This is a genomic window from Methyloversatilis sp. NSM2, assembly GCF_038066675.1.
In the GTDB taxonomy this organism is placed as follows: domain Bacteria; phylum Pseudomonadota; class Gammaproteobacteria; order Burkholderiales; family Rhodocyclaceae; genus Methyloversatilis; species Methyloversatilis discipulorum_A.
Genome location: NZ_JBBUKV010000004.1, coordinates 614,372 through 625,290, shown reverse-complemented (window position 1 = coordinate 625,290; position 10,919 = coordinate 614,372). Strand labels below are relative to the sequence as shown.

8 protein-coding genes and 1 other RNA gene are annotated in these 10,919 nt (G+C 67.9%); all 9 read right to left on the bottom strand.

Going from position 1 to position 10,919, the window contains the following annotated elements; genetic code table 11:
• Positions 1-13: 13 nt before the first annotated feature.
• Complete coding sequence (mraY, locus tag WJU27_RS10605; RefSeq protein WP_341422091.1) at positions 14-1,102, bottom strand: phospho-N-acetylmuramoyl-pentapeptide-transferase; 1,089 nt, start codon at positions 1,100-1,102, stop codon at positions 14-16.
• A complete protein-coding gene (locus WJU27_RS10600) occupies positions 1,092-2,489 on the bottom strand; it encodes a UDP-N-acetylmuramoyl-tripeptide--D-alanyl-D-alanine ligase (protein WP_341422090.1) in 1,398 nt (465 codons plus the stop codon). Before WJU27_RS10600 ends, mraY begins: the two co-directional genes overlap by 11 nt.
• Positions 2,486-3,979, bottom strand: coding sequence for a UDP-N-acetylmuramoyl-L-alanyl-D-glutamate--2,6-diaminopimelate ligase (locus WJU27_RS10595; protein WP_341422089.1), 1,494 nt, complete (start codon positions 3,977-3,979; stop codon positions 2,486-2,488). Before WJU27_RS10595 ends, WJU27_RS10600 begins: the two co-directional genes overlap by 4 nt.
• A complete protein-coding gene (locus WJU27_RS10590) occupies positions 3,976-5,742 on the bottom strand; it encodes a peptidoglycan D,D-transpeptidase FtsI family protein (protein WP_020163727.1) in 1,767 nt (588 codons plus the stop codon). Before WJU27_RS10590 ends, WJU27_RS10595 begins: the two co-directional genes overlap by 4 nt.
• Positions 5,739-6,014, bottom strand: coding sequence for a cell division protein FtsL (gene ftsL, locus WJU27_RS10585; RefSeq protein WP_024300597.1), 276 nt, complete (start codon positions 6,012-6,014; stop codon positions 5,739-5,741). The genes WJU27_RS10590 and ftsL overlap by 4 nt, the downstream gene beginning before the upstream one ends.
• A 1-nt stretch (position 6,015) precedes the next feature.
• Entirely contained in the window at positions 6,016-6,930 is a 915-nt protein-coding gene (gene rsmH / locus WJU27_RS10580; RefSeq protein WP_020163729.1) for a 16S rRNA (cytosine(1402)-N(4))-methyltransferase RsmH, read from the bottom strand.
• 162 nt (positions 6,931-7,092) lie between these two features.
• A complete protein-coding gene (gene mraZ, locus WJU27_RS10575) occupies positions 7,093-7,545 on the bottom strand; it encodes a division/cell wall cluster transcriptional repressor MraZ (protein ID WP_019919286.1) in 453 nt (150 codons plus the stop codon).
• A gap of 344 nt (positions 7,546-7,889) precedes the next feature.
• Positions 7,890-8,292, bottom strand: an RNA gene (gene rnpB, locus WJU27_RS10570) — RNase P RNA component class A.
• Positions 8,293-8,334: 42 nt separating this feature from the next.
• The gene (locus WJU27_RS10565) at positions 8,335-10,833 is read right to left on the bottom strand and encodes a putative bifunctional diguanylate cyclase/phosphodiesterase (RefSeq protein ID WP_341422088.1); all 2,499 of its coding nucleotides are present in this window, start codon (positions 10,831-10,833) and stop codon (positions 8,335-8,337) included.
• Between the last annotated feature and the right edge of the window lie 86 nt (positions 10,834-10,919).

Here is a 10,919-nt window from a genome sequence, read left to right as displayed (position 1 = left end):
CCGAGAAGGCTCATCAGCGCAGCTTCAGGGTGGAGAGGCCGAACAGAACCAGCATCAGCGTGATGATCCAGAAACGCACGACCACCTGCGTTTCCTTCCAGCCGCCCAGTTCGTAGTGGTGGTGCAGCGGCGCCATGCGGAAGATGCGCTTGCCGCCGGACCACTTGAAGTAGAGCACCTGGATCATCACCGACAGCGTTTCGGCAACGAACAGGCCGCCCATGATGAAGAGCACGATTTCCTGACGCACGATCACCGCCACGGTGCCGAGCGCGGCGCCCAGCGCCAGCGCGCCGACGTCGCCCATGAACACTTCGGCCGGGTAGGCGTTGAACCACAGGAAGCCGAGACCGGCGCCGCACAGCGCGCCGCAGAAGATGGCCAGCTCACCGGCGCCGGGAATGAAGGGCACGCCCAGATAGCGCGAGAACACCGCGTTGCCGGCGACGTAGGCGAAGATCGCGAGCGCGCCGCTCACCATCACGGCCGGCATCGTGGCGAGGCCGTCGAGGCCGTCGGTCAGGTTCACTGCGTGGCTGGTGCCGACGATGACGAAGTAGGTGAGCACCATGAAGCCGATGGCGCCGAGCGGGTAGGCCACGGTCTTGAAGAAGGGCACGATCAGTTCGAGCTGGGCCGGTACCTGGGCGGTCAGACCGAGGTACACCGCCGCCCCGGCGGCGAACACCGAGGACCAGAAGAACTTGGGCTTGGCCGGCAGGCCCTTCGGGTTGCGATGCACCACCTTGCGCCAGTCGTCCACCCAGCCCACGGCGCCGAAGCCCAGCGTGACGACCAGCACCACCCAGACGTAGCGGTTCGACAGGTCGGCCCACAGCAGCGTGGTGACACCGAGCGCGATCAGGATCAGGGCGCCGCCCATGGTCGGCGTGCCGGCCTTGATCAGATGCGATTTCGGTCCGTCGTCACGCACCGCCTGGCCGATCTTGTACTCGGTCAGCTTGCGGATGAGCATCGGGCCGAACATCCAGCAGATGGCCAGCGAGCTCATCATCGCCAGCACGGCGCGCAGCGTGATGTAGTTGAAAACGTTGAATGCGCGGATGTCCTGCGCCAGCCAGCGGGCAAGTTCAAGAAGCATGGTTGTCCTGTCCGGTGTGTGCGAGCAGCGCCTCGGCGACGCGTTCCATGCGCATGAAGCGCGAACCCTTCACCAGCACCGTGGTGCGGGCGTCGAGCTGCGGACGCAGCGCGTCGGCGATCGAGGCGTGATCAGCGTAGTGGAGGGCGCCGGTGCCGAAGGCGGCGACGGCGTGCGTGGAGGCTTCACCGAGCGCGTGCAGCGCGTCGATGCCGCGTTCGCGCGCATAGGCGCCTGCTTCGCGGTGGAATTCGGGGCCCTGGTCTCCGACCTCGCCCATGTCGCCGAGCACCAGGATGCGCCGGCCTGATGCGGAGGCGAGTACGTCGATGGCGGCGCGCACGGAATCGGGGTTGGCGTTGTAACTGTCGTCGATCACCGTGCTGCCGGCCAGTCCGACGCGTACCTGCTGGCGGCCCTTGACGCCTTCGAAGCGGTTCAGCGCCCACACCACGGCGGCCATGTCGGCACCCGCAGCCAGCGCGGCAGTTGCGGCGCACAGCGCGTTGCGTGCGTTGTGCAGGCCGGGCACGCGCAGCACGATGCGGGCGGTGCCGAAGGCGCCGCGCAGGTCGAGACGGTAGCCCAGGCCTTCCGGCGTGGCGGTGGCGAACACTTCGGCGGCGTGGTCGAGACCAAAGCGCAGCACGCGCCGTGCCGCGTTGCGGCCGCACCAGTAGCCGGCGAAATCGTCGTCGGCATTGACCACGGCGATGCCGTCCGCACCGAGTGCATCGAACACGTCGCCGTTCTCGCGTGCGACTTCGGCCACGCTGTTCATGAATTCGAGGTGTTCGCGCTGTGCGTTGTTCACCAGCGCGACGGTCGGCCTCGCCATGCCTGCCAGCCACGCGATCTCGCCGGGATGGTTCATGCCCATCTCGATCACCGCCATGCGGTGCGTCGCGCGCAGGCCGAACAGCATCAGCGGCACGCCGATGTCGTTGTTCAGATTGCCGCGCGTGGCCAGTACCGCGACATCCGGATTCCAGCCCACGCTGACCGCGTGCGCACGCAGGATGGCGGCGATCATTTCCTTCACCGTCGTCTTGCCGTTGCTGCCGGTAACGCCGATCAGCGGCAGCGTGAAGCGGTTGCGCCAGGCGCGGGCGATGTCGCCCAGTGCGGTGCGGGTATCGGCGACACGGATCAGCGTGCCCGTGGTGTGCGCGCAGTCGGCGGCGATCACCGCGGCGGCGGCACCGGCTGTCTGCACGTCGGCGATGAAGTCATGCGCGTCGAAGCGTTCGCCGCGCAGCGCGACGAACAGGTCACCGGCCTTCACCGCGCGGCTGTCGGTCGAGAAACCGGCGATGTCGACGTTGGGCCCGCTCAGCGTGCCGCCGCAGGCGGCAGCGACGTCGGAGGCCTTCCACAGCGCGTTCATTGCACGCCTCCGCGGGCGGCGAGGGCGGCAGCGGCCTGGTCGGCGTCGGACCAGGGCGTGCGCACGCCCATGCGTTCCTGATAGTGCTCGTGTCCCTTGCCGGCGATCAGCACGACGTCGCGTGCGTCGGCGGTGCTGATGGCGGCGCGTATCGCGAGCGCGCGATCGACCTCGCGCAGCACGTCGGCACAGGCCGGCAGCCCGGCAGCGATGTCGTCGAGGATGGCGTCCGGGTTTTCGCTGCGCGGATTGTCCGAGGTGATCCAGGTGCGGGCAGCGTGTTCGTAGGCGACGGCGCCCATCAGCGGCCGCTTGCCTGGATCGCGGTCGCCGCCGCAGCCGAACACGCACAGCAGTCTGCCGCGCCGTGCTTCGGCCACCGGCTGCAGCGCGCGCAGAGCCTGCTCCAGTGCGTCCGGCGTGTGTGCGTAGTCGACCACGACCAGCGGCTCGCCATGGCCGCCGAGCCGCTGCATGCGGCCGGGCGGCGGCAGCAGCTGCCCGGCGACGCGTGCGGCATCGGCCAGCGATACGCCGGCATGCAGCAGGCTGCCGGTGACGGCGAGCAGATTCTGGATGTTGAAGCGACCGACCAGGGCGGCGTCGACATGCGCCCGCTCGTTGCCGCGCTCGATGTCGAAGCGCAGGCCGTGCGCCAGATCGGCGTTGTGGGCGCGCAGTCCGCGCACGCCGGGCGGAAGCTCGGCGTCGAGCGCGCAGCCGGTGACCGGCAGCCGCGCGGCGACTTCGCCGGCCAGCGAGCGGCCGAAAGCGTCGTCGGTATTGATCACCCCGGCACACAGGCCGGGGTGGGAAAACAGGGTGGCCTTCGCGGCCGCGTAATGCTGCATGTCCGGGTGATAGTCGAGGTGGTCGCGGGTCAGGTTGGTGAACACCGCGGTGTGGATCCGGACGCCGTCGATGCGTCCCTGGTCGAGGCCGATCGACGACACTTCCATCGCGCATGCGCTGGCGCCCGCGGCACGCAGGTCGGCCAGGGTCTGATGCACGCTGACCACGTCCGGCGTGGTGTTGACCGATTCCGACAGCTGGCCGGGCAGACCGCTGCCCAGCGTGCCGATGACGCCGCAGCGGGTGCCGAGCAGATCCATGGCCTGGGCGACCCACTGGCTGACCGAGGTCTTGCCGTTGGTGCCGGTGACGCCGATCACGTGAAGCGCGGAGGAGGGGCGGTCGAGCAGATCGTCGGCGAGCGCGCCGGCGTGACTGCGCAGCGAATCGACCTCTATCACCGGCACTGCGGCGGCTGTCGGCGCACCGCCCGCTTCGCACAGCACCGCGCAGGCACCGCGCTCGATGGCGGCGTCGATGAAGCGACGGCCGTCGGTGCGTTGGCCGGGCAGGGCGAAGAAGAGGTCGCCCGCCTGCACCTGACGCGAATCGGCGCGCAGCGCGCGCGGCACGACGCCGCGGCGCGACAGCGTGTCGCGCACGCGGGCGATGATGGCGGAAGCGCTGACGGTGCTCACCAGCCCTCCTTGCCGGTGGCGCTGTTGCGCGCCATCTGCAGCACGGGCACCGGCGCGTCCGGCGGTACGCCGGTCGCGCGCAGCGTTGCGTTCATGATGTCGGAGAACACCGGGGCGGCGACCTGACCGCCGTAGTGCATGCCGTTGGACGGTTCGTCGATCATCACCGCAACGATGTAGCGCGGGTCGGACACCGGCGCGAAGCCGACGAAGGACGCGATGTACTTGTTTGCGTAGCTGCCGCCTTCGAGCTTGTGTGCGGTACCGGTCTTGCCAGCGACGCGATAGCCCGGAATCTGTGCCTTCGGCGCCGTGCCGCCGGCGCCGGCGGCCATTTCGAGCATGCGCCGCACTTCGCGCGCGGTCTGTGCCGAGAACACCTGCAGGCCGTTGATCGGCGGCGTGTCGACGCGGGTCAGCGACAGCGGGATCAGGTCGCCGTCGCGGGCGAATACGAGATAGGAGCGCGCCATCTGCATCAGCGTGACCGACATGCCGTGGCCGTACGACATCGTGGCCTGCTCGACCGGCTTCCAGCTGCTTGCCGGGCGCAGGCGGCCACCGGCTTCGCCGGGGAAACCGAGGCGCAGCGGCGAGCCGAAGCCGAGCTGATCGTAGGTCTGCCACATCTCGGACGGTTTGAAGGTGCCGGCGATCTTGGCCACGCCGATGTTCGACGACTTCTGGATCACCTCGGCCAGACTGAGCGTGCCGTGCGGGTGTGCGTCGCCGATCGAGTGACGGCCGAACGTGAGCTTGCCGGCGCAATCGACTGGCGTGTCGAAGGTGTAGCGGCCGCTTTCCAGCGCCATCGCGGCGATGAAGGGCTTGATCGTCGAACCCGGTTCGTAGGTGTCGGTGAAGGCGCGGTTGCGCAGCGGCGGGCCGGACAGCTGCTCGCGGTTATTCGGGTTGTAGGTCGGCCAGTTGGCCAGCGCCAGCACCTCGCCGGTGCGCGAATCGACCACCACCGCGCTGCCCGCGCGTGCCTTGTGTTCGCTGACCGCCTGCTTGAGCCGGCTGTGCACCAGGAACTGCAGACGGGTATCGATGGCCAACCGCACGTCGCCGCCGTCGCGCGGCGGCGCCAGCACTTCGACGTCCTCGACCACGTTGCGGCGGGCGTCGGTGATCACGCGTCGCGAACCGACCTTGCCGGTGAGCGGACGGTTCATCGCCAGTTCGATGCCTTCGAGACCGTTGTCGTCCATGCCGGTGAAGCCGACCACGTGCGCGCTGACCTCGCCGTGCGGGTAGTAGCGGCGGTATTCGGGTTCCGAGCGGATGCCCGGCAGCTTCAGTGCCAGCACCTGTTTCGCGACGTCCGGCGGCACCTGCCGCTTCAGGTAGCTGCGCCCCCGGTTTTCCGGAATCTTGCGCGCGACCTCGCGGTGATCCATGCCGAGCAGATCCGCCAGCTGGCGGATCTGCGCCGGCGTGAGCTTCTCGGCGCCGATGTCGCGCGGGTTGGCCTTGGCATCGGTACGCGTCGGGCGCGATTCGGCGACGATGGCCGACACCTGGGTGCTCATTGCCAGCACCTGCTCGTTGCGGTCGAGCACGCGGCCGCGCGAAGCCGGTGTAGGCAGTACGCGCGAGAAGCGTTCCTCGCCCTTGCGCTGATAGAACTCGTCGTTGACCACCTGCAGCCAGAAGGCGCGGGCAACCAGACCGCCGAACAGCGCCATCATGACCACCAGCATCAGGCGGGCGCGCCAGGCGGGCAGCAGTTCGGCGAGCAGCGGGTTGTGGGCGAACTTCATTGTCCGGCCTCGGATGGGTCGATGACGATGACGCGATCGCGTTCGGGCGCGCGCATCTTGAGCTTGGATTCGGCCAGACCGGCGATGCGCGCGTGCGCCGCCAGCGAGCCCTGTTCGATCTGCAGCTGGCCCCACTCGGTTTCGAGCACCCGCATGCGGGTGAGCTCGCGCTCGAGTTCGGTGTGCAGCGCGCGCGAGCGGTGCTGTGACGACACCAGCGCGATGGCGCTGATGACCAGCGTGGCGATCAGTACGAAGTTCAGGCGCAGCACGTCAGGCCACCTTCTCGGCCACGCGCAGCGTGGCGCTGCGCGCGCGCGGATTGCGCGCGACTTCGTCGTTGCCGGCGCGGAAGCGGCCGATCAGTTTCATCGTCGGCTTCGGCAGCTGGTCGGCGCGCAGCGGCAGGTTGCGGGGCGGCTGCGGCGGCGAGGCCTGGTCGGCCATGTAGCGCTTGACGATGCGGTCTTCCAGCGAGTGGAAGGAAATCACCGCCAGCCGGCCGCCCGGTCTGAGCGCGGCCAGCGCCTGCGGCAGCACTAGCGAAAGCTCTTCAAGCTCCTGATTGATGAAAATCCGTAGAGCTTGAAAGCTGCGCGTCGCCGGATGCTGGCCCGCCTCGCGCGTGCGGACAGCGGCCGCCACGATCTGGGCAAGCTGGTATGTGGTGTCGACAGGCCGCTCGCTCCGAGCAGCAACAATCGCCTTTGCAATCGCTGAAGCAAACCGTTCTTCGCCATAGTCCCTGATGACCTCCCTGATGTCTGCTTCGTCGGCGCGGGCGAGCCACTGCGCCACTGTTTCGCCCCGGCTGGTGTCCATGCGCATGTCCAGCGGTGCGTCCTGCCTGAAACTCATGCCGCGCGCCGCTTCGTCGAGCTGCGGTGACGACACGCCGATGTCGAGCAGCACGCCATCCACGCCGTGCACGCCCAGTTGTTCGAGTACTGCACCCATTTCCGCGAAGCGCGCGTGCACCAGCGTGAAGCGCGGGTCGGTAATGGCCTGACCGGCGGCGATGGCCGACGGATCGCGATCGAGCGCGATCAGCCGGCCACCCGGACCCAGGCGCGCGAGCAGCGCGCGGCTGTGCCCGCCGCGACCGAAAGTGCCATCGACGTAGACGCCATCGGGACGCACCGCCAGTGCGTCGAGCGCCTCGGCGAGCAGTACGGGGATATGTTCCATCTCAACCCCGCCCGAACTTCTGCGAGGAAGGAAGCGCCGACCCCTCGGAGGGCAGCGAACGGAGTGAGCGTGGGGGCACGACCGCCGCCCGCCGGGCCGTCCCAAGGGCGAGCGCAGCCCCCTCGGGGGGCAGCGAACGAAGTGAGCGTGGGGGCAACATTCTCAGAGCCTGAAGGAACTGATGACTTCAGACGGCAGGGGCACTGCGCCTTCGCGGGCGTCGCGCGCAGCCGCCTCGGCGTTCCAGCGGCCTTCATCCCACAGTTCGAAGCGGTTGCCGCGGCCGACCAGCATCACGCCCTTGGTCAGGCCGGCGCGTTCGCGCAGGTCGGCGCCGAGCAGCAGGCGGCCGGCGCGATCGATGGACTCGTCGCGCGCATTGGCGGTGAAGCTGAGCTTGAAGTCGTTGCTGGCCTGATCGAGGTCGGGCAGCTGGTCGAGGCGGGCGAGCAGGGCCTCGAATTCGGGTAGCGGATAGAGAAGGATGTGCTCGCGGGTGCGCGCCGTCATCACCACCTCGCCCTCGCACATGTCCATCAGCTTCTTGCGCGGACGAGCGGGGATGACGATGCGGTGCTTGTCATCCATGGTGAGGCGGGTCGTCCCGTAGAACATGCGCGTGCCCGTGTAAGCCCGTCAGCAGCGACGGGCTGGAGTGGCGGTCAGAGTCGTCTTTCCCACAATCACTCCACTTCTTATCCAATATTGCTCCACTTTAGCCATCAAGCTGCGGGTGGTCAATAGCTGGAATGCGCCAAATCTATTTCTGCAACAAGGACTTAGCGGTAATATTCCACAAAGTTGCGAAATAAAAACCCTTTGTTTTTAATGGGATAGAAAATGAAGTGAATGTGCGGTGTGAGCAAATGCCCGCGCCATGCCGCTTCGTGGGGCGAAGTGGACGAAAGTGGGGCGGGTGTGCAACCGAGTGGGGGAAATGCGGGGACGGACCCGGCAGGAGTGGAAGTCCGCCTGTAAGCCGGGTTCTGTTGTGCGCGAACGCACCGGCAACCATTCATCTGGGCGACGTGTTACCACGCCGCTCGAGCAGCCTACCCGGAAGCGACGCGAGCCGCGTCATGGCTTCCCTATTTGGCCTTGCCCCGGATGGGGTTTTGCATGCCGTGCACGTTGCCGCACACGCGGTGGGCTCTTACCCGGCGTTGCCGCCCGCCCGAAGGCGCACCATTTCAACCTTGCCTGTGCCTTGCGGCCATCGGCGGTATGTTTTCTGTTCCACTTTCCGTCGCCTTGGGCCGCGCTTTCACGCGGCTTGCTGCGCCCGGCCGTTAGCCGGCATCCTGCTCTGCGGGGCCCGGACTTTCCTCCGCGCTTGCGCGCCGCGGTTGCCCGGCGGACTTCCGGCGCGGATTCTACCGCACTGCAACCTGCAGTCCCGGGCGATCAGGCGTTTGCCGGCTCGGCCGCGGTCTTGTGCAACGTAACGAAGGTGTCGGCGTCCACCGCCGCGCTGAACAGGAAGCCCTGGAATTCGTCACAGCCCTGCTGCAGCAGGAAGTCGCGCTGTGCCGTGGTTTCGACGCCCTCCGCCACCACTGACCGCTGCAGACTGTGTGCCAGCGCGACGATGGCGCGGGCGATCGAGCAGGCGTCCGCTTCGTCGGGCAGATCGGCAACGAAGGCACGGTCAATCTTGATGCAGTCGATCGGAAAGCGCTTCAGGTAGGCGAGCGACGAGTGGCCGGTGCCGAAATCGTCGATGGCAATGCGCACGCCAAGCGCGTTGAGTGCGTGCAGCAGCTTGACCGAACGCTCGGGGTGATCCATCAGCAGGCTTTCGGTGATTTCCAGTTCCAGCGCGTCAGCGGCCATGCCGCTGTGTTCGAGCACACGGCCGACCTGGTCGGCAAAGCCGCGATCGGCCAGCTGACGGGCCGATACATTGACCGACACGCTGATCGGCGGCAGCCCGGCCTGACGCCACGCGGCGTTCTGGCGGCAGGCGGTTTCGAGCACCCACAGGCCGATCTGCACGATGAGGCCGGTTTCCTCCGCAATGCCTACGAACTGGCCGGGCGGCAGCAGGCCGCGCTGCGGGTGCTGCCAGCGCAGCAGCGCCTCGCAGCCGACGATACGTGCCGCGCCGCCTGCCACGCGCACCCGCGGCTGGTAATGCACGACCAGTTCGCCGCGTTCCAGTGCCTGGCGCAGATCCGCCTCCAGCGCCAGCTGCTGCGACGAGCGCCGGCTCATGTATACGGAGTAGAACTCGTACTGGTTCTTACCCTTTTCCTTGGCGCGATACATCGCGAGATCGGCGTTCTTGCGCAGGGTCTGCACGTCCTGACCGTCGCTCGGGTACTGACTGATGCCGACGCTGGCGGTCACTGAGTAGTCGCGCTCGTCGATGGCGATCGGACGACCGATCTGTTCGAGCACCTTCTGCGCAACGGCGGCGGCCTCGCTGTTGGCTTCGATGCCTTCGATCAGCACGACGAACTCGTCGCCGCCGAGGCGGGCGACGATGTCGGTGTCGCGCAGCGAGGCGCGCAGGCGCTGCGCCACCTCGACCAGCACCAGATCGCCGGCGTCGTGCCCCAGCGTGTCGTTGATGATCTTGAAGCGGTCGAGGTCGATGAACATCAGGGCGAGCCGAGTGTCCAGCGCGTGTGCGGCGACCAGCGCGCGCTGCAGTTCGATCTGGAACAGGGTGCGGTTGGGCAGGCCGGTCAGCTCGTCGTAATGGGCGAGCTGGCGGACGCGCTCTTCCGCGTCGCGGCGTTTGGATACGTCCATCACCGTGCCGTCGATGATGACCACCTCGCCGCTGGCGTCGCTGACCGGATTGCCGCGCTCATGTATCCAGCGCTGACCGCGGCCCGGGACCTGGATGCGGTACTCGGCCTCATACGGCCGGCCCTCGCTGCGCGCCGCCTTCCATGCCGCTTCGATGCGACCGCGATCGGCATCGGCGATGCGGTCAAGATAGTCGCCCCACGCGGGCATCCAGCCGCCGTCCTCGCCTCCCAGCATGCGCCGCGCCTGGTCCGACCACTCGGTCTGCCCACGATCGACGCGGTGCGACCAGCTGCCCACTTCAGCGAGGCGCTGAGCCTCGCGCAGGCTGGCTTCGCTCGTTCGCAGATCGAGTTCGACCTGCTGCGACTCACGCAGCATGCGACGCGTCAGCATCACGCCGACGACCAGCGACAGGCTGCTGGCCACCAGCATGGCAACATTCAGGCCGCGGTGTATGCGGCGCGAAATGTCGCCGAGCGTCCATGAGAAGCGGACGGCCACTGACTCCAGATCGTCATCGAGCTGGCGCACGCGCATCGTCAGCACCGTGCGCTCGTCGGCCGTCAGGCCGCCGCCGCTGATCTGGCCGTGGGCCACGCGCGCCACGGTGTCGATCTCGCCGATCAGCCGGTCGCCTTCGGTCCACAGATCGATTGCCTCGCGCATCGGTGGCGCCCAGCGGAACCAGACGAACAGGCGGATCAGGCTGGGCACGTCGCCCGCGTCGTTGCCGCCATCGAGGAAGCCTTCGGCTGCGGCGGCGCGGTCAGGGTCCGGTCGGTCGAGCGCTTCGCGTGCCCGGCGGTCACCGAGCGTGACGCCGATGTTGCGGCGGTAGTCGGCGTAGTCGGCCTGGTCGCCCGAGGCGACGTAATCGAGCAGGTGCATCACCGCCGCCTTCTGCCCCTTGCTCCACAGGCTCTCGCCGCTGACATAGGCGCGGGCGCCGGACATGATTTCCATGCTCAGCGCGGCCAGCGCCAGCAGCAACAGCACGATGGCGATCAACGGCCACAGCAGGAACAGGCGATTACCCGGCGACAGGCTGCGCGCATTCGCATCCATGCGGTGGCGGACGCGTCTGTCGTTCGGGATCTGTTTGGGCTGCGGGGTGTCGGCGGACGGCAAATGCGCCTCCTGCATGTCCTGATGCTGATGGGCAGTCTAGCGCGCTGGCGCTTCGGCGCGCATCGTGCATGGCGATTTCATGCGCCGGACCCGGCTGCAGT

Excerpts from the sequence above, each read along its gene's own strand:
- mraY (WP_341422091.1), bottom strand. The coding sequence starts at position 1,102 with ATGCTTCTTGAACTTGCCCGCTGGCTGGCGCAGGACATCCGCGCATTC.
- WJU27_RS10600 (WP_341422090.1), bottom strand. The coding sequence starts at position 2,489 with ATGAACGCGCTGTGGAAGGCCTCCGACGTCGCTGCCGCCTGCGGCGGC.
- WJU27_RS10590 (WP_020163727.1), bottom strand. The coding sequence starts at position 5,742 with ATGAAGTTCGCCCACAACCCGCTGCTCGCCGAACTGCTGCCCGCCTGG.
- rsmH (WP_020163729.1), bottom strand. The coding sequence starts at position 6,930 with ATGGAACATATCCCCGTACTGCTCGCCGAGGCGCTCGACGCACTGGCG.
- mraZ (WP_019919286.1), bottom strand. The coding sequence starts at position 7,545 with ATGTTCTACGGGACGACCCGCCTCACCATGGATGACAAGCACCGCATC.
- WJU27_RS10565 (WP_341422088.1), bottom strand. The coding sequence starts at position 10,833 with ATGCAGGAGGCGCATTTGCCGTCCGCCGACACCCCGCAGCCCAAACAG.